The organism is Pseudoxanthomonas sp. P4_B2, from assembly GCF_056402315.1.
In genome coordinates this window covers 38,672-64,741 of record NZ_JBFUHQ010000001.1, presented here as the reverse complement: position 1 = coordinate 64,741, position 26,070 = coordinate 38,672, and the positions used below count along the sequence as shown (strand labels likewise).

Here is a 26,070-nt window from a genome sequence, read left to right as displayed (position 1 = left end):
CGCTTGCGGCACTCTCGCGGGCTACCACCTTCCGGAGCCTTGCCGATGAATCGTTTGTTGCCCAGCCTGCTCGCACTTGCCACCGCCGCCGTCCTGCTGACCGCAGCGCCGCTAGCCGAAGCCGCTAAGAAGGCGCCGACCGCGGCCACCCAGGTCTCCGAGGCCAAGGGCGCGCGACTGACCAAGCTGTATGCCGAATACTGGGAAGAGGTGCTGAAACTCAATCCGATCCAGGCCACCTTCCAGGGCGACAACCGCTACAACGATCTGCTGCCCGATTTCGGTTCGGCCGAATATCGCCGCCAGCAGCACGAATTCACCGAGCGCTGGCTGAAGACCATCGAAGGCGTGGGCAGCGACGGTCTGAGCGGCCAGGATCTGCTGAGTTACGAGATCTTCGTGCGCGATTCGAAGAATTCACTCGAAGGCGAGCGCTTTCCCGACTGGATGATGCCGATCAACCAGATGGCCAGCATCGCCAGCTACGCGGTGATGCTGGGGGCGGGCACCAGCGCGCAGCCGTTCAAGACGGTCAAGGATTATGACAACTGGCTGGCGCGCGGCAACAAGCTGCCGCAGTTGTTCGATACCGACATCGCCAACATGCGCGCGGGAATGAAAGCCGGTGTGGTGCAGCCGCGCGCGCTGATGGTCAAGGTCATCCCGCAACTGGATGCGCTGATCAAGGACAAGCCTGAAGAAACGCTGTTCTGGGGACCGATCAAGACTCTGCCCGCCGATTTCAGCGCCGCCGACAAGCAGCGCCTCACCGCCGCCTACCGCACGATGATCGCCGACCAGCTGGTGCCCGCCTACCGCGAGCTGCGCGCCTTCATCAACGACGAATACCTGCCCGCCACGCGCGACAGCGTGGGCCTGGACAAGCTTCCGGAAGGCCAGGCGTGGTACGCCTACAACGCCCGCAACACCACCACCACCGACATGAGCCCGGCGGAAATCCACCAGCTCGGTTTGAACGAAGTAGCGCGCATCCACGGCGAGATCCGCAAGCTCATGGCCGAAACCGGCTTCAAGGGTTCGCTGCAGGATTTCTTCAAGTTCATGCAGACAGACCCGCGCTTCAGCTTCAAAGATGAGCCCGCCCTGCTCGCCTACTACCGCGCGCTGGAAGCCAGGATCAACAAGCGCATTCCCGAGCAGTTCTCGTTGACGCCCAAGGCGCCGTTCGAGATCCGCCCGGTGGAGGAGTTCCGCGCCAAATCCGCGGCCGGCGGCGAATACCAGAGCCCCAGCGAGGACGGTAGCCGTCCCGGCATCTTCTACGTCAACACTTACGATCTGCCGACCCGCAAGACCTGGGATGCAGAAGACCTCTATCTGCACGAAGCGATCCCGGGGCATCACTTCCAGCTCGCCCTGCAGCAGGAACTCAGCGGAGTGCCGGCGTTCCGCCGCTTCGGCGGCGAAACCGCCTTCATCGAGGGCTGGGGCCTGTATTCCGAATCGCTGGGCAAGTCGCTGGGCGTCTACGAGACTCCCTATGACTACTTCGGCTACCTGCAGAACGAACTGTGGCGCGCGATCCGCCTGGTCACCGATACCGGCCTGCACAGCAAAGGCTGGACCCGCGAACAGGTGATCAAGTACATGCTGGACAATTCGGCCGAAAGCGAAACGCAAGCCACCGCCGAAGCCGAGCGTTACATCGCCTGGCCTGCGCAAGCGCTGGCCTACAAAATCGGCGAGTTGAAGATCAAGCAGGTGCGCGCGAAGGCGGAAAAGGAATTGGGCAGCAAGTTCGACATCCGCGAATTCCACGCAGAAGTGCTGAAGGACGGTTCGGTTCCGTTGGACGTGCTGGAAGCGAAGGTCGACCGCTGGATCGCGAGCAAGAAGGGCTGACCCGACGCAGGGTGGGCACTCGGTTGCCCACCCTGCTCACGTACGTCGCCAGGAGCGATCAGCGAAGGTCTGCGATGACCACCTTCGCCGCATTGTGTCCGGGCGCTCCGGTCACGCCGCCGCCGGGATGGGTGCCGGCTCCGCAGAGATACAGGCCGGGAACGGCGCCGCGATAGTCCGCCTGGCCCACCATTGGCCTGGCGCTGAATAACTGGTTGAGCGACAGCGCGCCATGGAAGATGTCGCCGCCGATCAAGCCGAAGACGCGCTCCAGATCCATCGGCGTCAGTACCTGCCTTCCCAGTACCGACTCCTTGAAACCCGGCGCGTATTTGTCGACCGTTGCGATCATCAGGTCGGCGACTTCGTCGCGATGATCGTCCCAACTGCGGCCATCGGACAGTTCCGGCTGCACCTGTTGACAGAACAGGCTGGCGACGTGCTGTCCGGCCGGCGCCAATGTGCTGTCGAGCGTGGAAGGAATCAGCATCTCGACGATGGGCTCGCGCGACCAGCCGTGCGCGCGCGCATCCAGATAGGCGCGATCCATGTAGTCGAGGTCCGGCGCCATGATGATGCCGGCGGTGAGGTGGTCGCCTTCGCCCGGCAATGCAGTGAAATCCGGCAAGTGCGACAAGGCCACGTTCATACGCAGGGTGCCGGAACCGCAACGCCAGTTAGCCATGCGTTCGCGGGTCGGCGCAGGCACCGCAGCCGGCGACATCAGACGCTCGTATAGCAGCTTCGGATTGACGTTGGCGACCACCGCGCGCGCGCGCAGGGTTTCGCCGGATTCGGTGAGCACGCCGACGGCCCGGCCCGACTTCCCGTCGACTTGCTCGACCAGCACTTCGCGCACACCGGCATCGGTGCGGATTTCCACGCCGGCGGCCACGGCCGCCTTCGCCATCGCCTGGGTGATCGCGCCCATGCCGCCGATGGCATGGCCCCACGCCCCTTTCACGCCGTTCACTTCGCCGAATACGTGATGCAGCAATACGTAAGCCGATCCCGGCGTATACGGACTGGCGTAGTTGCCGACGATGCCGTCGAAGCCCAGCACGGCTTTGATGGGCGTGCTCTCGAACCAGCGATCCAGGTATTCGCCCGCGGAGATGGTGAACAGATCCAGCAATTCCTGACGCAGGGTTTCGTCCAACGCATGCAGCTGTTTGCCCAAGCGCCCGGCGCGCATCAATTCGGGCAACGCTTTCCACCAACCGCCATCGGTGACGTTGGGCGGCGGTTGCATGGCCAGCGCGCGCAGCACGTCGGCGATGGCGTCCAGGCGGCGTTCGTATTCGGGCAGGCGTTCGGCATCACGCTGGGAGAACTTGGCCACCTGCTCGAGCGTCTCGCCGCCTCCGGTCAACAAGTATTGGCCGTCGGGCAATGGCAGGAAATTGCTGCGCTTGCGCTGCACGACCTCCAATCCGTGTCCATGCAGATCCAGATCCGCGATGACCTTGGGCTGCAGCAGCGACACCGTGTAGGACGCTACCGAATTGCGGAAGCCGGGGTGGAATTCCTCGGTCACGGCCGCTCCGCCTACCACCGATCGGCGTTCCAGCACGGTGACCTTCAACCCGGCCTTGGCCAGATAGGCGGCACAAACCAGGCCATTATGGCCACCCCCCACCAGCAGGACATCGCGTTTGTTCGGCGCTGCGGCCATTCCTCGCTCCCTCGGCGTCAATCGCCGGTATGCGTGAATCATCCCCGAAAATGATCCGCACAACGCGAAGCGCTGCCGCGAGTCGGGCCACTTAATGTCAGTTCAGTCACATATAATCTGCGAACTGGGGGCATCGGCACATAAGGGCATGGCGGCTAGCTTCAATATCGACTATTCCGGCAAGGGCCGCAGCCGGAGGATGGCCAGGTGCCTGATACTGCTGTTGTTGCTGATGGGGGCGCCGATCGCCTATGCCGAAGACTGGAGCTACCGTGTTCGCCCTGGCGACACTGTCTGGGACCTTGCCAGCGAATACCTCAAACCAGGCATTCCCTGGCAGAGGCTGCAAGTCCACAACCGCATCGCCAATCCCTACCAAGTGCCGCCCGGCTCCACGATCCGTTTCCCGGTGGCCTGGTTGCATCTGCAACCGGCACGCGCACGGGTGGTGGCGGTACGCGGTGAAGCCACCGTCAGCGGCAACGGAAAAACCGAGGCCATGGTGACCGAAGGCATGGAGCTTGGCATCGGCTCGCTGCTGCGCACCGTCCGGGACGCCACCTTGACCCTGCAGTTCGCCGACGGCACAAGATTGCTGTTGCAGGGAGGAAGCGAGCTGCGTCTGGACCGCATGAGCCGTTACGGCAAGAGCGGCATGGTCGATACCCGCCTGCGGCTGCAGCGCGGCCGCATCACCAACAGCGTGACTCCCGCGCGCGGCGCGTCTCCCAGCTTCATTGTGGACACCCCCAGCGCCAGTTCCGCCGTACGCGGCACGCGCTTTCGTGTGAGCGCGGAAGAAGTCCGCACGCAGACCGAGGTGATCGAAGGCAGCGTGGCCGTCAGCGCAGATTCCCGCTCCGGCAATACGCTCGTCGAGCGCGGCTATGGCACCTTGGTCGCGGCCGGGCAGACAGCGCCGATCCGTGCCGTGCCGTTGCTACCGCCGCCGGACCTCTCCGGCATTCCCGCGATATCGAACGCGGCGCGTACGGAACTGCAATGGCCGCCACTGGACCGGGCTCACCGTTATCGCGTGCAAGCCAGCGATACGGCCACCTTCGACACGCTGCTGGCCGATCTGGAAACCCGCGATGCCCAGGCCAGCCTGCCCCTGCTGGCAGACGGGCAATATTTTGTGCGGGTGCGTGGGATCGATGCGCAAGGCCTGGAAGGTCGCGATGCCAGCACCCGTTTCACTCTGGAGATATTACCAGAGCCCCCTTTCGTGCTTGAGCCAGCAGCCGGCAGCACCGTGCGGCAAGCGCAACCCGATTTCCGTTGGGCCGACGTCGCCGACGTGGCGGGTTACCGTTTTGAACTGGCCGACAATGCGGCGTTCGAAAACCCAGTGGTTTCCACCCAGGAAAAGTCCACCTCCTTGCGCGTGCCGCAGGCGCTGCCTGCGGGCGACTACTACTGGCGCATCGCCAGCGATGCTAGCGATGGCCGGCGAGGACTTTTCAGCGACCCGGTCGCGTTCGCTTTGCGGCCATTGCCGGAAGCAGGCGAAATCAACAACGAAAGCAGCGACTCGCGCAGCGTGACCTTCCGCTGGCGAGCCGGCGAAGTGGGCCAGCACTATCGTTTCCAACTATCGCGTTCGCCGGATTTCCACGATCCGCGCGTCGATGAGGTCGTGGATCGACCGCAGATCACCCTGCCCAAACTCCGCGCGGGCACTTGGTACCTGCGTGCCCAGGCTATCGGCAGCGATGGCTTCGAAGGCCCATTCCCGCCGGCGCAGCGGGTAGAAATACCCTGCGGCCTGTGCAAGGTCATCGCCAGCGGCGGCATGTTGTGGATACTACTGTCGCTATGAAAGCCTCCCGCCCGCAGCTGACCCGGATCAAGTCCCGTGTGCTTGTCGCACTGGCTGCGGCATCCGTGGTGACTCTGCTGCATCTGTTCGCTGTGACCTGGCGCGCCGATGCCTGGATGTACGACACGCTGGCTCCCTCGCCTGTCGCCGACGACCGTATCCTGGTGGTGGCGATAGACGAAAAAAGCCTCGCCGAACTGGGGCGTTGGCCTTGGTCGCGACGCACCCACGCCGACTTGGTGGCGCGTCTCAACACGGCAGGCGTGCGCGGCATCGCCATGGACATCCTGCTGTCCGAGCCGGCCCTGTTCGACCCCGAAGGCGACGCCCTGCTTGCGCAGGCATTGAACAAGAGCGGCAAGGTGGTGCTGCCGGTCTATGCCGAAGCCGAGCGCCTCAACGGCCTCTCCGTGGAATTGATGCCGATTCCGGAATTCGCCTCGTCGGCCGCTTCGCTGGGCCATGTGGACATGGCATTGGACAACGATGGCGTGGCGCGCAGCATGTTCCTGCGCGCGGGCTTGGGCTCGCCGCATTGGCCATCGTTGGCGCTGGCCTTGAGCCAGATCGGAAATGACGCCGACCCCAATCCCAGCGCCGAGCTGCCGGGGCGGCGCGACGCTGACCTGCAGGAAGCTTCGCCGCATCGCTGGGTGCGCGATTACCAGGTGCTGGTGCCTTACATCAATCCGCCGAACGGATTCCAGAGCGTTTCGTACGTGGACGTGGTGAAAGGACGCGTGCCCAGCTCGCTGCTGCGCGGGCATTGGGTGCTGGTGGGGGTGACCGCTGCCGGCATGGGCGACGAACTGGCCACGCCGGGCCGGTACGCCACCGAGCCACGCTTGTCTGGCGTGGACTACCAGGCCAATGCGCTGAACATGCTGATACGCCAACAGGCCGTGGTGCCGTTGTCCATGGCCGCGCAGATCAGCATTTCTATACTGCTGGTGATATTGCCGCTCCTGTTGTTCGGAATGCCGGGCCTGCGCCAACTCTGGCGGCCGATCCTTGTGGGCCTACTGGCGGTGCCGTTGCTTTCGTGGTTGCTGCTGCGATTCGGCCACGTGTGGTATCCGCCGATGTCCGCCTTGTTGGTCCTGGGTGTTGGCGCTTTGATGCGGATTCTGCGCATGCTGCGACGCACGCGCCAGCAAGCCCAGTCCGATTCGCTGACCGGCCTGGCCAATCGGATCAAGTTCGATGAGTACCTGGAGCAGGAATTGCGCTTGTCGCGGCGCAGCGGCCAGCCGCTTTCGCTGCTGCTGCTGGACGTGGATCACTTCAAGAAATTGAACGACGGTCTGGGACATCCGGCCGGCGACGAAGTGCTGCGCGAATTGTCCACTATCTTGCGTGGCCGCGCGCGCCGGCCGCGCGATTTGGTCGCGCGCCTGGGTGGCGATGAATTCGCCGTGCTGCTGCCCGAAACCACGCCGCAGGCCGCCGCCGCCATCGCCACGACCATCCATGTGGACTTGGCAAACCTGTCCTCGCGCTGCGGCAACCACGTGCCTTTACCGCCGTTCACCGCCAGCATCGGCATCCACACCAGCCAGAGGGAAGAGGAAACCGCGGCGGATGTGTTCGAGCTTGCCGACAATGCGCTCTATAAGGCCAAGCAGGCCGGCCGCAACCGCAGCTTCAGCCACACCGGCGAACGGGGTTTTGCGCAGGGCTGAAACGACCCGCGGTCGCAACCACTAGACCGGCAACACCATGCCCGGCCTCGCCAGTCGCACTTGGACGCCGTCGCGTTCACCGATCTCGCCCGCCAGGGCTTCGCGCGCCTTGTCTTCGCCATGCACCAGCACCAGCGGCGGATGCGCCGCAAAGCCGCCGTACCATGCCATCAGGCCACGCTGGTCGGCATGCGCGGACAGTCCGCCCACCGTATGCCGTTGCGCATTCACCCGGTAATCGCGGCCATGGATGCGCGCCCATTGAGCGCCGTCGACCAAACGCCTGCCCAGCGTGCCTTCGGCCTGATAACCGACGAACACCAAGTGCGTGCTGGCGCGGCCCAGGTTGTGCTTGAGGTGATGCAGAATGCGTCCGCCATTGGCCATGCCGGAACCGGCGATGATGATCGCACCGCCTTGCACCTCGTTGATGGCCATCGAATCCTGCGCGCTCTCGGTGATGCGCAGGTTGGGTAGTTGGAACGGATTGGGCTTTCCCTTCCATACCTGTTGCGCATCGGCGTCGAATAGGTCGGTGTGGCGCTCGTAGATCGAAACGACTTTCGCCGCCATCGGGCTGTCCAGAAAGATCTTCCATCGCGACAGCTGCCAGTCGTCCCAATGCCGGGCGAACCAGTACAGCAACTCCTGGCTGCGGCCCACTGCGAACGCGGGAATCAGCACGTTGCCGCCTTCTTGCCAGGCTTGGGCGAATATTTCGCCCAGTTCGTGGATGGTGTCCAGGCGGTCGCGATGGTTGCGGTCGCCATAGGTGGATTCCATCAACACCAGATCCGCTTCGCCGATGGTTTCAGGGTCCCTCAGGATCGGCGTGCCGTTCGGGCCGAGGTCGCCGGAAAATACTAATTTCTTTCCGTCCGCCCACAGTTCGGTGATGGAAGAACCCAGGATATGTCCCGCATCGCGGAACGCTATCTCAACACCCGGCAGAATCTCGCGGCGCGTGCCGTACGGCATCGGCTGCAGCTGGCGCATGGCCCGTTCCACATCTTCGCGCGTGTACAGCGGCACTACTTCGGTGTCGCCGGGGCGCAGCTTTCGGTTCGCGCGTTCGGCGTCGGATTCGGCTAGCGATGCCGAATCCAGCAGCATCACCGGCATCAGCTCGCCGCCGGCTTGCTGGATGAAGATCGGCCCGGCGAAACCGCGCTTGACCAGCAGCGGCACGCGCCCGATATGGTCGATGTGCGCGTGGCTGATCACCAACGCGTCGAGCTGCCTGGGTTCGAATGGAAAAGGGTCGGTGTTGCGGGCCTCGGCTTCGCGGCTGCCCTGCATCATTCCGCAGTCGAGCAGGATGCGCTTGCCGGCGGCCACCACCAGATGCATGGAGCCGGTGACTTCGCCCGCGGCGCCATGGAATTCGACCTGCATCGCCCGCTCCCTGTTAGACACGCTTTCCGTGCCGCCCGAACCCTAGCACGCGCCCGGCAAGTCCTAACCGGCAAGTGCCTGATGTGAAGGAATAATTATGACCGCTGCATGACCTTCGACACCCTCAGTGGAGCGACTGCAGGCGTAGAGTCCGCGCACGCCCCCTAGAGGGGGTTTTTCCTTATCTATGCCCTTTCGGGGCCGGAGTAGTCTGTGATTCGTAAACCCCAGATCCTGTTGTTGTCCGTGGCCGTGAGCGTGGCCCTGGCCGCCTGCGGCAAGAAGGAAGAGGCCGCGGCGCCCGCCGCCGGCACTTCCGCCGCCACGTCCGAACCCGCTGCGCTGAAGCTGGACGAATCCAAGCTGCCGCCGGTCAACCGCTTCCTGGTCAGCGACCTGGACACCAGCAAGAACGCCTGTGCGGACTTTGGCGGCTACGTGAACGGCAAGTGGCTCGCCGCCAACGCCATCCCGAGCGACCGCACCAGTTGGGGCGCCTTCGAAATGCTGGCCGAGCGCTCCACCGCCGCCCAGCAGCAGTTGGCCGAACAGGCTGCCGCCGACAAGAACGCCACCGGCGTAGAAAAGATCGTCGGCGATCTGTGGTCGACCGGCATGGACGAAGCCAAGATCAATGCCCAGGGCATCGACCCGATCAAGGGTGAACTGACCGCCATCGACGGCCTGAACGACAAGAACGCGATCGTCGCCTACATCCAGAGCAACGCGGCCAAGGGCCAGAATGGTCTGTTTGGTTTCGGCGCCCAAGCCGACTTCAAGAACTCCGCGGTCAACATGGCCTACGCCTCGCAGGGTGGCCTGGGTCTGCCGGACCGCGAGTACTACATCAAGCCCGAGAACAAGGCCAAACTGGACGCCTATCAGGCGCACATCGCCAAGGTGCTGGAATTGTCCGGCGTAGCCGCCGCCGATGCGGCCGAACAGGCTAAGGCCGTGATCGCGTTCGAGACACGCCTGGCTAAGGTCTCCAAATCCAGCGAAGAGCTGTCGCGCGATGTCTCGCTGTACTACAACCCGGTCACGCTGGCAGACGCCGACAAGCTGACGCCCAATTTCTCGTGGACCAAATTCTTCGAATCGCAGGGCGTGGCGCCGCAAGAGAAATTCTCGCTGGCCATTCCCGCCTTCCACCAGGAAGTCAGCAAGATGCTGGACGATACCGCCCCGGCCACCTGGCGCAGCTACCTGCGCTTCCACACCATCGATGGCGCTTCGCCGTACCTGAGCGATGCCTTCGCCAACGAAAACTTCGACTTCTACGCCAAGACTTTGCGCGGACAGAAGGAAATCAAGCCGCGCTGGAAGCGCGTGCTGGGCACCGTCGAAGATCAGGCCGGCGAAGCGCTGGGCCAGATGTACGTGAAGGTCGCCTTCCCGGCCGAATCCAAGGCCAAGATGGAAACGCTGGTGGGCAATCTGCGTACCGCGCTCAAGGCCCGCATCGAGAACCTGGCCTGGATGAGCGACGAGACCAAGAAGAAGGCCATCGCCAAGTGGGAAACCTTCACTCCCAAGATCGGCTACCCCGACAAGTGGCGTGAATGGACCGGCCTGTCGACCAGTCGCGACAGTTACATCGGCAACGTGATCGCCGCCACCGAGTTCAACTACAAGTGGAACCTGGGCAAGGTCGGCAAACCGGTGGACAAGACCGAATGGGGCATGAGCCCGCAGACCGTCAATGCCTATTACAACCCGCTGCAGAACGAGATCGTGTTCCCGGCCGCGATTCTGCAGCCGCCGTTCTTCGACGCCAAGGCCACCGACGAAATGAATTACGGCGGCATCGGTGCGGTGATCGGCCACGAAATGACCCACGGCTACGACGATCAGGGTGCACAGTTCGGGCCGACCGGCAACTTCGAGGACTGGTGGACGCCGGCCGACAAGAAGGCGTTCCAGGCCGGTACCGGCAAGCTGGTCAGCCAGTTCAACGGTTACGACGCCAATGGCACCAAGGTCAACGGCAACCTGACCCTGGGCGAAAACATCGCCGACCTGGGCGGCATCGCCACCGCCTATGACGCCATGAAGAAGGCCACCGACGGTTCACCCGATCCGAAGACCGACGGCCTGACCCGTGACCAGCGCTTCTTCCTCAACTGGGCCACGGTGTGGCGCCGCAACTTCACTCCGGAAGAACTGACCGTGCGCCTGAAGACCGACCCGCACGCGCCGGCCAACTTCCGCGCCATCGGCGCCCCGTCCAACATGCCCGCGTTCGCCGCCGCGTTCTCGTGCAAGGCCGGCGACCCGATGGTGCGTGCCGACGGCCAGAAAGTCGTGATCTGGTAAACCCCAGCGTTCCACGCAAGACCCGAAGGCCCGGCATCGTCCGGGCCTTCGCTTTGGCGGGGCCAGTTTGACGGGCCCGTTTGCGGGGCCTCGCTTTTACCGGACATGTTCATGGGTACGGCGCCGGCGCTTGCTAGAATCCACGGCATTCACCGACACGGAAATCCCTGATGCCGCCACTGCGCAATGCTCTCAGCAAGCCCACCCTGCTCGCCTTCGCCCTGGTGGCCGCACTCGGCGTTACCGATGCCCAGGCCGCCAAGAAGAAAAAGAAAGCACCCAGGGCGCCTACGGTCAGTGCCGAATGCACCGATTTCTACTCCAGCGCCAACGCCGAATGGCTCAAGACCAATCCGTTGCCCCCTGGCGCAGGCTCGCTGACCGCGCTGGGGCAGCTACTGGAGCGCAGCCAGCAGCAACAGCGCCAGCTGCTGGACGCCGCCATGCAGACGCCGCAAGGCAATGTGCAGAAGCTGCTGGGGGATTTCTGGGCCAGCGGCCTGGACGAAGCGGCCGTTGAGGCCGATGGCGCCAAGCCCATCGCCCCGTTGCTGGACCGCATCAGCGGCATCAAGAAATCCAAGGACGTACCCGCCGCCATTGCCGCGCTGCACCAGATCGGCATCCCGGTCGCCTTCAACTTCAGCCCGGACGTGGACCTGAAGGCGCTGGACCGCCACATCGGCTATTTCTCGCAAGGTGGCCTGGGCCTGCCCGACCCGGCGTACTACACCCGTACCGACGCCGACACGCGCGAACTGCTGGGCCGTTACAAGAACTACGTGAAACAGATCCTGGCCCTGACCGGCACCAAGCCCGAAAAGCTGGACACCGAAGCCAACGCGGTGATCGATCTGGAAACCCGGATCGCGCGCGCTTCCAAGCCGTTTCAGGAGCTGAGCAATCCACTGTCCAACTACCTGCCGGTCGCGACCAAGGATCTGGGCAAGCAGTACCGCAACCTGCAGCTGGACGCCTTCCTCAAGGCCCAGGGCGTCAACGACGACACCGTTTCGCTGGTCAATCCGGCCTTGTTCGCCGAACTCAACACCCTGATCGGCAGCCTGAAGCCGGACCAGTGGAAGATCTATCTGCGTTGGCAAGTGGGCGACGCCATGGCCCCCTACCTGGCCAAACCTTACCGCGACGCGAACTTCGAATTCCGCGGGCGTGTGCTGAAGGGCGAAGCCGCACCGGCTCCGCGCTGGCAACAGGTACTCAACGCCATCAACACCGCCGCGGGCCCCATGTTGGGCCGCGAGTATGCGGGACGCTATTTGCCCTCCAGCAGTAAGGGCAAGGCGGAGTCCATCGCCCAGAACGTACGCGAGGCGTTGGCACGCGGCATCGAACGCAACGCCTGGATGAGCGCTTCGGCGAAAGCCGAAGCCAAGTCCAAGATCGAGAAGCTGAAGATCGAAATCGGAACTCCGCGCCGCGACCTGGATTACAGCGTGCAGCCGATGGGCCGCGGCAGCTTCGGCAGCAACATCCTCATCGCTTCGACTTGGCGCCACCGCGAAGAGATGAAGCGGATAGGCAAAGGCAACGCGGACCGCCGCTGGGACGTGCTGCCGCAGCAGCCCGCGCTGGCCTACGACCTGGCGCAGAACCGTCTGATCGTGACGGCCGCCGTGTTGCAGGCGCCGGTCTTCGATGTCAATCGTGGCGATTCGGCGTTGTACGGGTCCTATGGCGCCCTAGTTGGGCATGAGCTGAATCGTGGCTTCGACATTCGCGGCCGCATGATCGATGCCAATGGCGAACTGCGCGACTGGTGGACGCCTGCCGATGTGACGGCTTGGAACGGGATCGGCTCGCGCGTGGCGGCGCAATACAACGGCTACCCCTACCCTGCTTCGAGCAACGCCAAGGTCAACGGCACGCTGACGCAGGACGAGAACCTGGCCGACCTGGCCGGTGTGGAACTGGCCTGGGACGCGTTCACCAATGCCCAGCTTGCGCCCAACCTGGGCGCCAAGCAGACGCTGTTCCGCAGCTGGTCGGAACTGTGGGCGCAGCAGATTTCGACCGCCGAAGCGGCGCAGCGCATCGCCACCGACGTGCACGCCCCCGGCCAATGGCGCAGCAACGGCCCGCTGACCAATCAGCCCGCCTTCGGCGAATCCTTCAGCTGCAAGGCCGGTCAGCCGATGCGCCGCAGCGACGCGGATCAGATCAAGCTTTGGCGTTGAATATCGCTGGTTGAGTAAAGAAAGAGGCGCGGACATCCGCGCCTTTTTCTTGTGTGTCGATATCCGGGCATGCTGAGTAGCCCGTGGGTCGCGGTCGCGTTTCGGGCGATGGTCATGCATCCGCGAAAGCAAAACGCAACGCCGGCAGCGATTCGAGGAAGTCCTCTGCATCGAAGGCTTCTCCAGCCGCGACGACTCCGGTCGCCTTGCTGCGTCCATCGACTATGCGCCGCATCGCCTCCACCACCAGAGGCGCGGTGACCGCGTAGATGTCGCGTCCGTGAACCGTGGCGCGACGCGTCCGGCCACTTCTGCGCACCCTTGCATCGACTGCGAAGATTTGCGAGGACCGTCCGTGTACGTCGGTTGGCACCGGAGTCGGTGTGTGCGGATCGCGCAGATCCCTGAGTGGCGCGAGATTCATGTACGAATGCACTTCGGTGCTGCGCACGTGATGCGAGATGGTGACGATCTCGGCCAACGGAACGGCGACTACCTCTTGCGTTCCGAATGGCATGGGAAACATCCATTCACGCGAGGGCGGCGGATCGGCGAGCGGCTCTAGCTTGCCGCCTGCGATCACCAGACGCCGATAGTGGTTGCGCTCGCCGGTCCGTCGAGTGCCGGTCGTGGGATGCCAACTGTCCAGCGCGACTGCGATATCGATTGCATCGGCGTCCGGCCAGTCGCCAAGTGCGGCAGTCGCCAGCAGATCCGTCAAGCCGCCATAGAACGCCATCGCTGGCATGACCGTCACCCCTGCCACTTTCGCGGCGTCGGCGAAACGTTCGAACACCTCGAGCGCGGCTCGTTGCTCGGCGCATACATCCAAATAGTGGATGCGCGCGCGCAACGCCGCTTCGATCACTGGTACCGCTGTATCCAAAAAAGGACCGGCGCAGTTGATGACCGCCACAGCGCCTTCGAATGCGCGATCGAGCGAGGCCGGATCTTCGACCGATGCCAGCCGCTTTTCCAAGTCGGGGAACACCTTGCCCAACGCAGCCAGCTTGTCCGCGTCGCGTCCAGACAGGACCGGGCTCCATCCATGTCCGCACAACTCGGCAACGACGAAGCGGGCGGTATGTCCATAAGCGCCATACACCGCGACGGTACGATTGCTGCTCATCTGAATGTCCTTGCGTTAGTGGGTACCCATGCGTTCCATAATCGCTGCGCTTCCTCGGCGATCACATCCGGGCGCTCTTCCGGCCAGAACAGCTTGCTGCCTTCGAGCAATCTGACCCCGCGCGAATGACCGAACGCGTGGTCGAGATCGCGAGGACTCTTCTTCGAAAAAATCGTGTCGCCCATGCCCCACACGATCCGGGTCGGCACCTTGCAGCGCCTGAGCGCCGGCCCGATGCCCGCCAGCGCATTACGTTCCAGCGCGACGGCGTAGGCATGTGCGTTGTCCATGCGTCGCTGCGTGCTCAGCAATGGCCCGAAATAAGTGTCGATCGCCTCGTCGGTGGGATTGGCCGGATCGGCGTAGCACATGCCGCCGATACCGTCTGGCGAACGCGCCAGCGCCGTGTCCGCATGCCACTTGCCCAGCCATTCGTCCACGAACCTGCCTTCTTTGGCCAGTTCGATCACCGGCAGCAGCGCGGGTGGCGGACTGTCGTGCTCGACGTCGCAATTGGTGAGCAGCAGCGTACGCACGCGATGGCCGTGTTGCGCCACCAGCAGTTGCGCCACTGCCCCGCCGCTGTCGTTGGCGACCACATCGACACTGTCCACCGAAAGCGCATCGAGCAGCGCCAACAACATCTCTACCTGCGCTTCGGGTGCGCAACTTTGTCCTTCGGCTACCTGGGTGTAGCCCATACCCAGAAAATCCGGCGCGATACAGCGACGGTAGGGCGACAGACGCTCCAGCGCACCGCGCCATTGAAAACCGTTCAACGGAAATCCGTGCAGAAACAAAGCGGCGGGTCCGGCGCCTCGTTCGACGTAGGCGATGTTTCCGTGGCTCGTCTTCGCGTAGCGTCGGGCACTGTGGAACGCGCCTGCATCCAAGCGCGAGGAAGACCGCGCGTCGCCCGCGAGGGACGACGCGCAACCGGTCAGCGCACCGAACGCGAGTGCGCTCGTGGTCGCGGCAAGAAAATTCCGCCGGGTCAGGGTTCGCGCAAGGATGCTCTCTTCCATCACGCCTGCGCTCCGGCCTCGCGCAATTTCTCGGCGCATTCCTCGCAACACACCTCTACGGTGCGGCCGCCTATGGTGACCGTGATGAGGTTCTCGTCCAGCTCGCAATCGCATGCGGCACAGGTTTTCTCAGCCATGACACTCTCCAAAACATACCCGCGAATCGGGCATGCATAGGAAACCATCCGTTCGGGATGGCGGCTGTCGAAATCTTTAGGTGTTTTCGGTTTGCGGCAACAGAGTTGGGCAGCTACAGACTTTTCGTCAATGCGGACTGCCTGAATGCAGTCGGCGAACGCCCATAGGCCTGCTTGAACGCAGCGGCGAAGTGGCTGTGACTGGAGAAGCCCAGGTCCAGCGCTAAGGCCGACATATCGTCGTAACCGGTAACCAGGTCGAGTGCCCGCGCCAGGCGCAAGCGCAAGTGGTAACGGTAGAGCGGCACGCCTTCGACCTGCTGGAAGGTCTGGGTCAGATAGACCGCCGATCCGCCGATCTCCGCGGCGATTTCCGCCAAGCTCCAACGCCGGGTCAGGTCGCTGGCCAGCAACACCTTGACCCGATCCACCAATCGTTGCCGCGCATGGGTCGCGCTCTTCTCGTGCGTGGTGCGCGGTCCCAGGCTGCGGCACACGAGGGTCAGCGCCAGGCTTTCGGCTTCCAGCGGTTCGATGCTGCCGCTTCGAAGACTGTGCCTCAGCAATGCGACTAGCGCCTGTGCGCGTGGATCGATACGCAGGGATTGTCCGCGGAAGCCGAACTCATCGCGCTTGACGACCAGCGCAGCCGGGACAAGTTCGCGGAGCAACGGCTGCGACACCGCCAGCACCAGACTGTCGTCGCCGCCGGTGACCGGATGACTGACCTGATAGCCCTCGCCCGAGTTGAAAAACAGCACGTGGTTGGCGTCGGCTACCGACTGATCCTCGCCGACATGCCGCATGTAGACGCCGCGATACGGGAACACCAGATGCGTCGACGCAGCGCATTCCTCCGCGCTGCGATGACGGCAGGTACCAAGGCAACGCACGTCCTTCACCGCGACGATACCGGTGTCGAGCAGACCATTGACTTCGAAATCAGACATCGGAATGGACGTGCGGCCCTGCATGGCGATGCCGCTAGCCTACCGGATGCGCGAGCGCGTTGTGTTTACGGGAGGACCAGCCTATTCAATGTCCTTTGTAGGCAGCGGCCGAAGGAGCCGCCAGGAAGGGAAATTCGACCGTGGAATGCTGTCGCGCATCCCGGTCGACGCCATCCTCGACGCCGGACGTGGTGCCGTTGACCAGCAACGAGCGATACACGTCCACCGCGTCCTGAGTCGGCGTCCGGCCGCCGCAGTCGTCTCGCAGTTCCGCCTTGCCGTCCAGGTGCGCGAGTTCCACGGCGAAGAACTGCGTGCAGATTCGCGACGCGCTGTTCACCCACAGCCGATCGTCGGCTAGTAGCTCGGCCATCGCGCGATAGCGCATCGCCGGTTCCTTCGACCGATCCGCCAGTAACTGGTTACCGCAGACGCCATCGAAGCCATCGTACAGCCCTAGGGTTTCCTGGATGACCGGGGCCAGTTTCGCCCATTCCGCGCGCGTACCGGCGTTGTACTGCTCCTTGAGCGCGTCGCTCACTTCGTCCGCGGCCAATGGCGCCAGCAACGCATTGCCGGTCAGTGGTCTGCCCATGCGATCGAGCTGTCGCTGCGCCGTCGATGTGGTCCCCCAGACCGCAAGCATGCGGCCTCCCTCGTCGATCGCATCCAGATCGACCGAAATCACCAGAGACGCCGGCGTCCATCCATCCAGGAAGTCCTGCGCCGGCCCGCCCTCGGTGTGGCGCCATTTGTCCAGCAACATTTGCGAGGTCGCCTTGTCGAAGGTCGGACACTTGGCCGCATCCACGGCGGCGCCGCGCTTCAAACCGGCGGCCGCCACCTGATAGGCGTCACGAGCGCCCTTCACGTTGTTGAAGAACGGATCGTCGCGCAATCCGGCGAACACGCGGAATCGCGCCTTGCGACCTTCGATTCCCCCTGGCTCGCCGGCATCGCCGCTCGCATGATCGATATTGCCGACATCGCACTCGACCTTCCTTGCCGCAGGAAATCGACACACGATGTCCGTATTCACGATCGTCTGACCGAATCGCTCGCCGCTGTCGACGTGAAAGGTATAACTCAGCTTGTCCGAAAAGCTGTGACCCACGATGGCCATCACCAGGTTCAAGCGCCTGCCATCGGAGGATATCCAGGCGTAAAGGTCTCCGATGTCGGCCCGCGGGTCATCGATCACGGTGCGTGTGTCGAGATGGTCCGAGGCGGTGCATTTCGGACTCACGGCCCAAAACATTATCCCGACAGCTGTCGCGGCCAATCGCCACGTAAAAGAATGTTGTTGCGGCACGGCAGGCACCTTTAGCTTCAATTGGGCTGCCATCACAACCGATAGGTATTTGCGCCGCTATCGAAATCTTTAGTCATGACCGTTGCGGCTGCCTGCACTAGTTCAACGGGTATAAAAAAGGCGCGGATATCCGCGCCTTTTCGTTTCCGGTCAGCGTACGATCCGCGGCCCCGGCGGCCGGCGTTTATTGAATGGCGGCTGCCCGCGCCAATAGCGGATCAGCAGCCAACCGAACAGCATGCCGCCCAGATGCGCGAAGTGCGCCACTCCGGGCTGCCATCCGGTGAACCCCAACATCAGTTCGATGGCGCCGTAGACGATCACCAAAGTGCGCGCCTTCATGGGAATCGGCGGGAACAGCAGCATGACGCGCTGGTTGGGGAACAACATGCCATAGGCCAGCAGTACGCCGAATACACCGCCCGATGCGCCGACCGTAGGGTACGGAACGCCACCTTGAGACACGGTCCACCAGCCCACTATCAGCTGCAACACGCCTGCTCCGGCAACGCACACCAGGAAATAGGTCAGGAAACGCCGGTTGCCCCAGGTGTATTCCAATGGTGCACCGAACATGTACAGCGCCAGCATGTTGAACAGCAAGTGCATAAAACTGCCATGCATGAAACCGTAGGTCAGCAGCTGCCAGGGCTTGAATTCATAGGCGGCCGAAAACAAGTCCAATCCGTTCGGACCCAGCGGCCAAAGCATCATCGACGCCATCGCAGGGTCGCCAAGCAGCTGCTGCAGCAGGAATACGATCACGTTGGCGATGATCAATCCCTGGGTGATCGGGGGAATTCTTGGGAACATCACGCTTCTCTGGTTGCCTGAGGCCTATCATACCGGCATGCCTTCCCTGCCCGCGGCGGTCCTGCGTGACCCAGCCGCGCTCGCCGAGGCCCTGGATCAACATGGTGCTTGCCTACTACTCGGATTTCCCAGTGCGTCCGGCACTTCGGGACTGCGCGTCGAGTTAAGGCGACTGCAGGCAACCGACGCCCTGCGTCCGGCGGAAGTGGGGCATGGTCGCAGCCACCATCTGCGCATCGCCATTCGCGGCGACGATACGCGATGGATGGACGCCGATTCGGGCACCGCGGCCACCGCTTATCTCGCTGCGCTGCGCAGCTTGCGCGTGGCGATGAATCGGCGCCTGTTCCTGGGCTTGGAGGAAGAGGAAGCGCATTTCGCCTGCTATCCGACTGGGGCCTCCTACCATCGCCATCGCGACCAGTTCCAGGATAGCGATGCGCGCGTGTTGTCGATGGTCAGCTATCTCAATGAGGACTGGCTACCCGAGCACGGCGGCGCGCTGCGCCTGCACCTGCCGCAAGGCGCTATCGACGTACTGCCCCATGCGGGGACCAGCGTTGTTTTTCTGAGCGGGATCGAACACGAAGTACTGCCCGCGACGCGCGAGCGTTTGAGCGTGGCGGCATGGTTGCGCAAGCGCGTGGCCTGAGCGCCGTTTATCCAGGCGGCCCCCACACCTGCTCGTCCACCGTGCGCGCCGCCTTGAGACCGCGCACCCGTCCCTTGACCACCATCACACCCTCGGCGCGCAGGCGCTGGCATTGTTCCCGGTACCCTTGCGAACCTTCCGGCAATGCGATCCTTCCGTCCGATCGCAATACGCGATGCCAGGGAAGTTTCGGATCCGTGTTTTCGCTCAGCACTTTCGCGGCGAGACGCGCCCGACCCGGCAATCCTGCGCGATGCGCGACCTCGCCATAGCCGGCCACCTGCCCGCGCGGAATCGCGCGTATTGCGGCGAGGATGCGTTCGACGGGAGACTTGTCGGCCATGAGGCATTAGCATAACGGCCGCGATGCAAAGGAGCACGATATGCAGAATTTCGAGCAGATCCGCAGCCATCTGACCAAATCCGGCTACAAGGTCACCATGCACGAACCCTATGTGGCCTGCGTGGAACTTTCGCTGGACAGCGGCAACCGGCACCAGGCGATCTTCCTGTCCGAACTGGGCAACGACGACGAGCGCGGCTACCTGCGCGTGAGCACGGTGCTCGCACCGATCACGGGCATCGATGCGCGGCGCGCATTGGGTTTCAACTGGCAGAGCAGCGTGGGTTATCTGGCCGTCGGCGACCTGGATGGCGTGCCCTACCTGCAGCTATGCGAGAACCGCCCTTACGAAGGCCTGACTCCATCGGAAGTGGATCGCATGGTGCTGGAAATCGGCGGGCTGGGCGACAGTATGGAACGCGCGTTGTCGGCGGAAGGCGATCTGCTCTGATTTTCCTTCTCCCGCTGGGAGAAGGTGCCCGAAGGGCGGATGAGGGAATGGATTGTCAGCTTGTAATGGAAGATTGAGTGGCGAGTAATTGCCGTGCCCTCATCCGTCGCTTCGCGCCACCTTCTCCCGGTGGGAGAAGGAAAATCTCAAGCCCAGCCCAATGCCTTAACCAACTTGAACAAACCGTAGGCAATGCCGCCGGCCGCGGGAATGGTCAGTATCCATGCCCACACGATCCGCTCGATCACACCCAGCTTGAGCTTGCGCGGATTCTTGGCGAAGCCCACGCCCATGATGGCGGTGGAAATGCTGTGCGTCGTGGAAACCGGCATGCCGAAGTGCGCCGCCGTGACCAGGATCGTCGCCGACGCGGTCTCTGCGGCGAAGCCGTCGATGGTCTGCAGCTTGACCATCTTGTGGCCCAGCGTCTTGATGATGCGCCAACCGCCCGCGGCGGTACCTGCGGCCATGACCAAGGCGCAGGTGGCGATCACCCAGCTGTCGATGTCGTCCTTGCCGCCGTCCGGATGCAGGAAGGCAAGCCAGGCGGGCAGGTTGTCGAGTATGCCGGCCGACTGCGCACCGAAGATCGACAAGGCGATGATGCCCATCGTCTTCTGCGCATCCTGGCGGCCATGCGCGAAGCCCATGTAAGCGGCCGATACCAACTGCGCCTTGCCGAAGAAAGCGTTGACCCAGCGCGGCTTAGCCATGCGCGCAAACGGGCCGCCGGCTTTCATCATCCCTGCGATGATCAGGTACAGCAGGGAGATGATGGCGACGCCTAGCAGGAATCCCGCCAGCGGCGAGGTGATCATGGGAAAGACGACTTTCCACAACAGACCTTTGTTGCTGCTCCAGTCGCCGTCGCCCGCCTTGGACCAGATCAGTGCGGTCCAATTGTTCTGCGAAGCGGCCAATGCGGCGCCGCACAGCCCGCCGATCAGTGCGTGCGAAGAAGAAGACGGCAATCCGCGCCACCAGGTGATCAGGTTCCAGATGATCGCGCCGAGCAGCGTGCAGATCAGCACCTGCGAAGTCACGTTGACCACATCGGTATCGACCAGGCCCGAGGCGATGGTCTTGGCGACCGCGGTGCCCATGAAGGCGCCGATGAGATTGGTACTGGCGGCGAGGATGATCGCCTGGCCGGGCGTCAGCACCTTGGTGGCCACTACCGTGGCGATGGAGTTGGCGGTGTCGTGGAAACCGTTGATGAACTCGAAGATGAGCGCCGTCAGGATCACGACCAGGACCAGGGTCAGCATGGGGCGCGGGTCCTAGCTGTTCTTCAACACGATCTGGTACGCCGCTACTCCGGCTTCCCGGCAACGGTCGATGGCCTTCTCCAAAATCTCGAAGAACTCCTTCAGCAGGAACATCTGCAGGTTGTCCAGGCGGCCGGAATAGATGTCGCGATACAGCTCCAGCATCAGCCGGTCGGCCTCGTTCTCCAGCGCGCGCAGCTTCTCGTTGAGCGCGGTCATGCGATCGATGTTCATCTTCTGCAGGTCGTGGACCATTTCCACCACCACCGAGGCTGCCTGCTCCAGCATCGCAGCGCGAGGCGCGAAATCTATGTTTTCCAGGTGCTTGGTCGCCAGGGAATAGCGGTCGGCGAATTTCTCGACCTGCTTGGGAATTTTGTACAGCGCCGACCCCAGGGCTTCGATGTCCTCGCGTTCGATCGGGGTGATGAAGCTGTCCACCAGGGCCTTGCCGATCTTGTCCGAGGCCGCCCTCTCCCGCTGCCGGGCCAGCTTGAAGGCATCCAGCGCCGGCTGCCGGTCGGCGGTCTTCATCATGCTGTGCAGGGCTTTGGTGCTGTCGTAAGCGGCCTGCGCCGAGTCGTCGAGCAGGGAATAGAACTGCTGGCCGGAGCCGAAGATGGTCTGCAGCGAGAACATTGGTAGCGCACCCCGCCGTCACGGGAGGGACGGCAACCGGGCGGAATTATGACGGTTTCGTGACCACGAGTGGCGATCAGAGCCCGTACCGGCAAGCCGCTGGCAGTCGATTCCCCTGTCTGTCAGGCAAAGCGACGGGCCGGTTTGCTAGACTCCGCTCCGCGCCCAGGCGCACTTTATGGAAGACGACCCTACCTCCCCCTCCCCCGCATGCCGCTCCCCCGCGCTGCGTGGCCCCGCAGAAGCCTGCCCCGGCCGGAAGCGCCCGCATGCTTGAACTGCTGATCGTTGCCGGCCTGATCGTTCTGAATGGCTTCTTCGCCCTGTCGGAGATGGCGCTGATGACCTCGCGCAAGCTGCGCCTGAAACAGATGGCACAGGAAAGCCGCGGCGCGCGGGTGGCGCTGGCCCTGGCCGAGCATCCCGACAATCTGCTGTCCACCGTGCAGGTGGGCATCACCCTGATCGGCGTGCTTGCTGGCTCGTTGGGCAGCGATGCGATTGGGGCCCTGGTTGCCGGATGGCTGGTTGGGATCTGGCCGAACGCCGGCGAATACGCGGGGAAAATCGGCTTCGGTACCGCGGTCACCCTGATCACCGCCGGCTCGGTGATTTTCGGCGAACTCATTCCCAAGCGTCTGGCCCTGACCAACGCCGAGAACATCGCTGCCGTGGTCGCTATCCCTCTGGACTGGCTGTCGCGTATCGCGCGCCCGATCGTGTTCGTGCTGGGCGCGATCAACCGCTTGGTATTGCGCATGCTCGGCATCCGCGACGGCGACCGCAATGCGGTTAGCGAAGAAGAGATCCGCTTGTTGGTCAGCGAAGGCCACGCCCAGGGCGTGATCGACGTGGACGAGCGCAACATGGTCAATCGGGTGCTGCGCCTGGGCGACCGCACCGCCGACAGCCTGATGACGCCGCGCAAGAGAATCGTCTGGCTGGACCAGGCGGCCAGTTACGACGCCAACATCGACACCATGCGCCAGTCGCAGTTCTCGCGTTTCCCCGTCTATCGCGGCAACGACCAGGATGTGGTCGGGATCCTGGAAGTGAAATCGTTGCTGGACCGTTTCGCCGAACGTTCGCCGGAAATCTTCCAGAACCTGCGAGAACCGCTGTTCGTGTCCGAATCCACCCATGCGATGAAGCTGCTGGAAATCCTGCGCGAGGAACAGCAATCGTTGGCGCTGGTGGTCGACGAATACGGCGAGATCCAGGGCCTGGTGACGCTCAGCGACCTGATGGGCGCGGTGGTCGGTAGGCTGCAGGCGTCCGAGAACAGCGACGATGATGCGCTGGTGGTCGTGCGCGACGACGGCTCGCTGCTGGTCGATGGGTCGCTGCCCAACGACGACTTGCGCGAACTGCTGGGCGGCGTGGCGCTGCCCGATGGCGACGAGGCCGACTACAACACCATCGCCGGCCTGGTGATCGAACAGTTCGGCCGCATTCCGCATGTCGGCGAACATCTGGATTGGGCGGGCTGGCGTATCGAGGTCGTGGACCTGGACGGCGCGCGCATAGACAAGCTGCTGGTGCAGAGGCTGCCGGAAGAAGACGATGACGAAACCAGCGTCTGAATCCGGCGCTACGCCGGGAGCGGCCGGCAAGGAGCATGTCAGCACCCGCGCAGTGTTGGATGAGTTCGCGTCGGGCGATCCCAATGACCATCTTCGTCTGGGCGACCTGCTTTCGGGCCTGCGTCAAACCGCCTTCGGCATGTTGCTGTTCGTAGGCATACTGCCGGCTTTCCTGCCTATTCCCGGCGTAGCGGGTGCGGTCAGCGGACCCCTGGTGATGCTGGTCGGCGCGCAATTGCTGCTCGGTTTGCGCAAGCCATGGCTGCCCGGCTTTTTGGCCCGGCGTGGTCCGCACCGAAGATCGATGGCACGTTTCCGGGACATCATGTCGCGATGGCTGGGCTGGCTGGAGAAGCTGGTGCGCCCACGTATGGAAATCGTGCTGGACCATCCCATCGCCGGCGCTTTCACAGGCCTGCTGCTGGTGTTGCTGGGCCTGTTGCTGTCGCTGCCCATCCCCTTCACCAACTACGTGTTCGGCGTGCTGCTGTTGCTGTTCGTGTTCGCATTGCTGGAGCGCGACGGCGTGCTGATGCTGGTCGCCTGGCTGGCCGGCGGGGTCGCGGTGGTGGTGTTCGGTTTCGTCTCCGGCAACCTGGTACAGATGCTGGTGCACATGGTCGACGGCTGGTTCTGAAGTGGGAGCGGCGTCCCGCCGCGAGCTCCTATGACTTGAGGGTAAGAGCTCGCGGCGGGACGCCGCTCCCACCTCCGCGGCTTTGTTGTTCGGCTCAGATGAGCAAGTGCTCGAACTCGGCCGCGCTCATCGGATGGCCCAGCCAGTAACCCTGCGCCAGGTCGCAACCGCGATCGCGCAGGATATCGAATTGCGCTTCCTTCTCGACCCCCTCGGCCACCACCGTGATGCCCAGCGAATGCGCCATGGCGATGATGGCCGTGGTCAGCGCCAGATCGTCGGGATCGCGCTGCATATCGGCGATGAAGCTGCGATCGATCTTCACCCCGTCCACGGGGACGCGGCGCAAGTGGCTGAGGCCGGAGAAGCCGGTGCCGAAATCGTCCAGCCATACCTTCACGCCGGTGCGGTGCAGCTTCGCAAGCAATGCGCTGGCATGGGCCTCATCGCCGATCACCGCGGTCTCGGTCAGCTCCAGGTGCAGGCGCGAAGCCGGCAAGCCAGTGTCGCGCAGGGAGGAGGCGACCTCCTCCGGCAAATCTCCACTGCGCAGCTGCCGCGGAGAGACGTTGACCGCGACGAACGGCGCCTCCTCCGAATTGCTATGCGCGGTCCAATGGGCCGCAGCAGCACAGGCGGCGCGCAGTACCCGTGGACCGATGCTTTCGATCAAGCCACTCTGCTCGGCCACATCGATGAAGACCGAAGGAGCGACCGCTCCCATTTCCGGGTGCTGCCAGCGCAGCAACGCCTCGGCGCCGACGATGCGCTGATCCATCAGACGGAAGATCGGCTGATAGACCAGGCTTAGCTCGCCGCGCTCCCATGCGCCACGCAGTTCCTGTTCCATGTGTACGCGGCGCTCAACCGCCTGGTCCATGGCGCGGCTGTAGAAGCGGTAACAATTCTTGCCCGCGACCTTGGCCTGGTACATGGCGATGTCGCCGTTCTTCATCAACGAAGTGGCGCCGGAAGCGTCCTCCGGAAACAGCGTGATGCCGATGGACGTGCCCAGGAATACCTGTCGGCCCTCCACCACCAGCGGCTGCCCGAGCTCCTTCACCAACGCTTCGGCCAACTGCGTGGCCACCGCGCGCACGTCGCCGTTCTGAATCAGGATCACGAACTCGTCGCCGCCGAAACGCGCCAGCAGCGAATCGTCGCCACCCATACGTTCCACTGCGTCGCGGATGCGGTTGGCGAACTGCACCAGTACGTCGTCGCCGGCTTCGTGTCCCAAAGTGTCGTTGACGCGCTTGAAGTCGTCGATGTCGGCGAACAGCAAGGCCAGCTGGCGGCCGGCGCCACGCAGCATCATCAGCCGATGGTCCAGGCTTTCCCGGAACGCGAGACGGTTGGTCAGCCCGGTCAGCGCGTCGGTATAGGCCATACGCCGCACGTCGCGGTCGTGGCGGGCGATGCTGTCGTTCATGCTGCTGAAAGCGCGCACCAGATCGCCCACTTCGTCCTGGCGATCGCTGGACAATTGTTTCGCGTCGTAGTTGCCGACGCCGATGGCGTGCGCGGCCTCTGCCAACTGTCTGATCGGTTTCACCAGCGTGCGTTGCGCGTACCAAGCGATGCCCACGCATACCGCAGCCAATGCGGCCAACAACAATACGATCCAGCCCATGTGGCGCCGGCCCAACTCGACCAGACGGTTGTTGAGGTTCTTGGCGGCGCGTTCCTCGCTGGCGCGTATTTCGGACAGCGAATAGCCTACGCGCACGCCTCCGATGCGCTCGTTTCCGATACTGATGCCTTCGGACACATCCAATACCTGCTGCGACCATTGGGCGAGCAGACGCGGAGAAGAAACTGCGGCGTGGGCCAGCGGATCGGTCATCGGCTGCCCATAGGCGGCGATGTCGTAAGAGCCGTCGTGGACGATGTTGCCGCGCGCGTCGTACACCAGCACGTAGGCGACATCGGGCTGGCGGGCGGCGGCGCGCACGGTGGTGCCGATCGTGTCCAGATCGGAGAAGTACAGCGGATTGGTCAAGGAATCGGCCAGCTGTTCCACCATGGCTTCGCCGCGGCGGTTGAGCGCATCGGCGGCCATGCTCTGCATGGCTTCGCGGCCCAGTACGTCCACTTCCCGCTGCATCATCGTCTGCCGCTGCAGCAGCACGGCGATCAAGGCGAACACCACCGCCAGGGTGATTCCCATCGCCACCAGGAAT

The 26,070-nt window shown here is 63.6% G+C and carries 21 protein-coding genes; 9 read left to right on the top strand and 12 right to left on the bottom strand.

Annotated elements, in window-relative coordinates; all coding sequences use genetic code 11:
• The first annotated feature begins 45 nt into the window (after nucleotides 1–45).
• Nucleotides 46–1,863 (top strand): DUF885 domain-containing protein, encoded by a 1,818-nt coding sequence (locus AC1DTQ_RS00245; protein WP_477847045.1) that lies wholly within the window; start codon nucleotides 46–48, stop codon nucleotides 1,861–1,863.
• 58 nt (nucleotides 1,864–1,921) lie between these two features.
• On the opposite strand, the gene AC1DTQ_RS00240 is transcribed toward AC1DTQ_RS00245, so the two are convergent.
• Nucleotides 1,922–3,538, bottom strand: a complete 1,617-nt coding sequence (locus AC1DTQ_RS00240) for a phytoene desaturase family protein (RefSeq protein ID WP_477847044.1) — start codon at nucleotides 3,536–3,538, stop codon at nucleotides 1,922–1,924.
• Nucleotides 3,539–3,686: 148 nt separating this feature from the next.
• Between AC1DTQ_RS00240 and AC1DTQ_RS00235 the strand changes: the two genes are divergently transcribed.
• Both AC1DTQ_RS00235 and AC1DTQ_RS00230 read left to right on the top strand, forming a co-directional pair.
• Complete coding sequence (locus AC1DTQ_RS00235) at nucleotides 3,687–5,360, top strand: FecR domain-containing protein (RefSeq protein WP_477847043.1); 1,674 nt, start codon at nucleotides 3,687–3,689, stop codon at nucleotides 5,358–5,360.
• Nucleotides 5,357–7,042, top strand: coding sequence for a CHASE2 domain-containing protein (locus AC1DTQ_RS00230; protein WP_477847042.1), 1,686 nt, complete (start codon nucleotides 5,357–5,359; stop codon nucleotides 7,040–7,042). Before AC1DTQ_RS00235 ends, AC1DTQ_RS00230 begins: the two co-directional genes overlap by 4 nt.
• A 21-nt stretch (nucleotides 7,043–7,063) precedes the next feature.
• Here AC1DTQ_RS00230 and AC1DTQ_RS00225 read toward each other — a convergent pair whose 3' ends face one another.
• Nucleotides 7,064–8,437 carry an MBL fold metallo-hydrolase RNA specificity domain-containing protein gene (locus tag AC1DTQ_RS00225; RefSeq protein ID WP_477847040.1) on the bottom strand — a complete coding sequence of 458 codons (1,374 nt, stop codon included), beginning with the start codon at nucleotides 8,435–8,437 and terminating at the stop codon, nucleotides 7,064–7,066.
• 234 nt (nucleotides 8,438–8,671) lie between these two features.
• Here AC1DTQ_RS00225 and AC1DTQ_RS00220 point away from each other — a divergent pair, with 234 nt between their 5' ends.
• Together AC1DTQ_RS00220 and AC1DTQ_RS00215 are read left to right on the top strand one after the other, a co-directional pair.
• A complete protein-coding gene (locus tag AC1DTQ_RS00220; RefSeq protein ID WP_477848333.1) occupies nucleotides 8,672–10,753 on the top strand; it encodes a M13 family metallopeptidase in 2,082 nt (693 codons plus the stop codon).
• A 170-nt stretch (nucleotides 10,754–10,923) separates the two neighbouring features.
• Nucleotides 10,924–12,948 carry a M13 family metallopeptidase gene (locus AC1DTQ_RS00215; RefSeq protein WP_477847039.1) on the top strand — a complete coding sequence of 675 codons (2,025 nt, stop codon included), beginning with the start codon at nucleotides 10,924–10,926 and terminating at the stop codon, nucleotides 12,946–12,948.
• A 112-nt stretch (nucleotides 12,949–13,060) separates the two neighbouring features.
• Here the strand turns inward: AC1DTQ_RS00215 and AC1DTQ_RS00210 are convergent, their stop codons facing one another.
• The 6 genes from AC1DTQ_RS00210 to AC1DTQ_RS00185 all read right to left on the bottom strand — a co-directional run bounded on the left by AC1DTQ_RS00210 (nucleotide 13,061) and on the right by AC1DTQ_RS00185 (nucleotide 18,314).
• Nucleotides 13,061–14,077, bottom strand: a complete 1,017-nt coding sequence (locus tag AC1DTQ_RS00210) for a saccharopine dehydrogenase family protein (RefSeq protein ID WP_477847038.1) — start codon at nucleotides 14,075–14,077, stop codon at nucleotides 13,061–13,063.
• The gene (locus AC1DTQ_RS00205) at nucleotides 14,074–15,102 is read right to left on the bottom strand and encodes an alpha/beta fold hydrolase (RefSeq protein ID WP_477847037.1); all 1,029 of its coding nucleotides are present in this window, start codon (nucleotides 15,100–15,102) and stop codon (nucleotides 14,074–14,076) included. Before AC1DTQ_RS00205 ends, AC1DTQ_RS00210 begins: the two co-directional genes overlap by 4 nt.
• Nucleotides 15,102–15,239 (bottom strand): hypothetical protein, encoded by a 138-nt coding sequence (locus AC1DTQ_RS00200; RefSeq protein ID WP_310089965.1) that lies wholly within the window; start codon nucleotides 15,237–15,239, stop codon nucleotides 15,102–15,104. The genes AC1DTQ_RS00205 and AC1DTQ_RS00200 overlap by 1 nt, the downstream gene beginning before the upstream one ends.
• 113 nt (nucleotides 15,240–15,352) lie before the next feature.
• Nucleotides 15,353–16,189, bottom strand: coding sequence for a helix-turn-helix domain-containing protein (locus tag AC1DTQ_RS00195; RefSeq protein WP_477847036.1), 837 nt, complete (start codon nucleotides 16,187–16,189; stop codon nucleotides 15,353–15,355).
• Between the two features lie 85 nt (nucleotides 16,190–16,274).
• Complete coding sequence (locus tag AC1DTQ_RS00190; protein WP_477847034.1) at nucleotides 16,275–17,435, bottom strand: DUF4331 family protein; 1,161 nt, start codon at nucleotides 17,433–17,435, stop codon at nucleotides 16,275–16,277.
• A gap of 216 nt (nucleotides 17,436–17,651) precedes the next feature.
• Nucleotides 17,652–18,314, bottom strand: coding sequence for a rhomboid family intramembrane serine protease (locus AC1DTQ_RS00185; protein ID WP_477847033.1), 663 nt, complete (start codon nucleotides 18,312–18,314; stop codon nucleotides 17,652–17,654).
• Between the two features lie 37 nt (nucleotides 18,315–18,351).
• Between AC1DTQ_RS00185 and AC1DTQ_RS00180 the strand changes: the two genes are divergently transcribed.
• Nucleotides 18,352–18,966, top strand: coding sequence for a 2OG-Fe(II) oxygenase (locus tag AC1DTQ_RS00180; RefSeq protein WP_477847031.1), 615 nt, complete (start codon nucleotides 18,352–18,354; stop codon nucleotides 18,964–18,966).
• A 7-nt stretch (nucleotides 18,967–18,973) separates the two neighbouring features.
• On the opposite strand, the gene AC1DTQ_RS00175 is transcribed toward AC1DTQ_RS00180, so the two are convergent.
• Nucleotides 18,974–19,309: an MGMT family protein gene (locus AC1DTQ_RS00175; RefSeq protein WP_477847030.1), complete on the bottom strand. Its 336-nt coding sequence runs from the start codon at nucleotides 19,307–19,309 to the stop codon at nucleotides 18,974–18,976.
• Nucleotides 19,310–19,349: 40 nt separating this feature from the next.
• Here AC1DTQ_RS00175 and AC1DTQ_RS00170 point away from each other — a divergent pair, with 40 nt between their 5' ends.
• Nucleotides 19,350–19,760, top strand: a complete 411-nt coding sequence (locus AC1DTQ_RS00170) for a type III secretion system chaperone family protein (RefSeq protein WP_310089961.1) — start codon at nucleotides 19,350–19,352, stop codon at nucleotides 19,758–19,760.
• A gap of 146 nt (nucleotides 19,761–19,906) precedes the next feature.
• Here the strand turns inward: AC1DTQ_RS00170 and AC1DTQ_RS00165 are convergent, their stop codons facing one another.
• The gene (locus tag AC1DTQ_RS00165) at nucleotides 19,907–21,028 is read right to left on the bottom strand and encodes an inorganic phosphate transporter (protein ID WP_477847028.1); all 1,122 of its coding nucleotides are present in this window, start codon (nucleotides 21,026–21,028) and stop codon (nucleotides 19,907–19,909) included.
• 12 nt (nucleotides 21,029–21,040) lie between these two features.
• Nucleotides 21,041–21,667 carry a DUF47 domain-containing protein gene (locus AC1DTQ_RS00160; RefSeq protein ID WP_310089959.1) on the bottom strand — a complete coding sequence of 209 codons (627 nt, stop codon included), beginning with the start codon at nucleotides 21,665–21,667 and terminating at the stop codon, nucleotides 21,041–21,043.
• A gap of 269 nt (nucleotides 21,668–21,936) precedes the next feature.
• On the opposite strand from AC1DTQ_RS00160, the gene AC1DTQ_RS00155 reads away from it, so the two are divergent.
• Both AC1DTQ_RS00155 and AC1DTQ_RS00150 read left to right on the top strand, forming a co-directional pair.
• Nucleotides 21,937–23,250 (top strand): hemolysin family protein, encoded by a 1,314-nt coding sequence (locus AC1DTQ_RS00155; RefSeq protein WP_477847027.1) that lies wholly within the window; start codon nucleotides 21,937–21,939, stop codon nucleotides 23,248–23,250.
• Nucleotides 23,231–23,887: an exopolysaccharide biosynthesis protein gene (locus AC1DTQ_RS00150; protein WP_477847026.1), complete on the top strand. Its 657-nt coding sequence runs from the start codon at nucleotides 23,231–23,233 to the stop codon at nucleotides 23,885–23,887. The genes AC1DTQ_RS00155 and AC1DTQ_RS00150 overlap by 20 nt, the downstream gene beginning before the upstream one ends.
• Nucleotides 23,888–23,981: 94 nt before the next feature.
• Here AC1DTQ_RS00150 and AC1DTQ_RS00145 read toward each other — a convergent pair whose 3' ends face one another.
• Entirely contained in the window at nucleotides 23,982–26,057 is a 2,076-nt protein-coding gene (locus AC1DTQ_RS00145; protein WP_477848332.1) for a putative bifunctional diguanylate cyclase/phosphodiesterase, read from the bottom strand.
• Nucleotides 26,058–26,070 lie beyond the last annotated feature (13 nt).

What these genes read in the sequence shown, in the direction of transcription:
- AC1DTQ_RS00245 (WP_477847045.1), top strand. Translation starts at nt 46, where the DNA reads ATGAATCGTTTGTTGCCCAGCCTGCTCGCACTTGCCACCGCCGCCGTC.
- AC1DTQ_RS00240 (WP_477847044.1), bottom strand. Translation starts at nt 3,538, where the DNA reads ATGGCCGCAGCGCCGAACAAACGCGATGTCCTGCTGGTGGGGGGTGGC.
- AC1DTQ_RS00235 (WP_477847043.1), top strand. Translation starts at nt 3,687, where the DNA reads ATGGCGGCTAGCTTCAATATCGACTATTCCGGCAAGGGCCGCAGCCGG.
- AC1DTQ_RS00230 (WP_477847042.1), top strand. Translation starts at nt 5,357, where the DNA reads ATGAAAGCCTCCCGCCCGCAGCTGACCCGGATCAAGTCCCGTGTGCTT.
- AC1DTQ_RS00225 (WP_477847040.1), bottom strand. Translation starts at nt 8,437, where the DNA reads ATGCAGGTCGAATTCCATGGCGCCGCGGGCGAAGTCACCGGCTCCATG.
- AC1DTQ_RS00215 (WP_477847039.1), top strand. Translation starts at nt 10,924, where the DNA reads ATGCCGCCACTGCGCAATGCTCTCAGCAAGCCCACCCTGCTCGCCTTC.
- AC1DTQ_RS00210 (WP_477847038.1), bottom strand. Translation starts at nt 14,077, where the DNA reads ATGAGCAGCAATCGTACCGTCGCGGTGTATGGCGCTTATGGACATACC.
- AC1DTQ_RS00205 (WP_477847037.1), bottom strand. Translation starts at nt 15,102, where the DNA reads ATGGAAGAGAGCATCCTTGCGCGAACCCTGACCCGGCGGAATTTTCTT.
- AC1DTQ_RS00200 (WP_310089965.1), bottom strand. Translation starts at nt 15,239, where the DNA reads ATGGCTGAGAAAACCTGTGCCGCATGCGATTGCGAGCTGGACGAGAAC.
- AC1DTQ_RS00195 (WP_477847036.1), bottom strand. Translation starts at nt 16,189, where the DNA reads ATGTCTGATTTCGAAGTCAATGGTCTGCTCGACACCGGTATCGTCGCG.
- AC1DTQ_RS00185 (WP_477847033.1), bottom strand. Translation starts at nt 18,314, where the DNA reads ATGTTCCCAAGAATTCCCCCGATCACCCAGGGATTGATCATCGCCAAC.
- AC1DTQ_RS00180 (WP_477847031.1), top strand. Translation starts at nt 18,352, where the DNA reads ATGCCTTCCCTGCCCGCGGCGGTCCTGCGTGACCCAGCCGCGCTCGCC.
- AC1DTQ_RS00175 (WP_477847030.1), bottom strand. Translation starts at nt 19,309, where the DNA reads ATGGCCGACAAGTCTCCCGTCGAACGCATCCTCGCCGCAATACGCGCG.
- AC1DTQ_RS00170 (WP_310089961.1), top strand. Translation starts at nt 19,350, where the DNA reads ATGCAGAATTTCGAGCAGATCCGCAGCCATCTGACCAAATCCGGCTAC.
- AC1DTQ_RS00165 (WP_477847028.1), bottom strand. Translation starts at nt 21,028, where the DNA reads ATGCTGACCCTGGTCCTGGTCGTGATCCTGACGGCGCTCATCTTCGAG.
- AC1DTQ_RS00160 (WP_310089959.1), bottom strand. Translation starts at nt 21,667, where the DNA reads ATGTTCTCGCTGCAGACCATCTTCGGCTCCGGCCAGCAGTTCTATTCC.
- AC1DTQ_RS00155 (WP_477847027.1), top strand. Translation starts at nt 21,937, where the DNA reads ATGCTTGAACTGCTGATCGTTGCCGGCCTGATCGTTCTGAATGGCTTC.
- AC1DTQ_RS00150 (WP_477847026.1), top strand. Translation starts at nt 23,231, where the DNA reads ATGACGAAACCAGCGTCTGAATCCGGCGCTACGCCGGGAGCGGCCGGC.
- AC1DTQ_RS00145 (WP_477848332.1), bottom strand. Translation starts at nt 26,057, where the DNA reads ATGGGAATCACCCTGGCGGTGGTGTTCGCCTTGATCGCCGTGCTGCTG.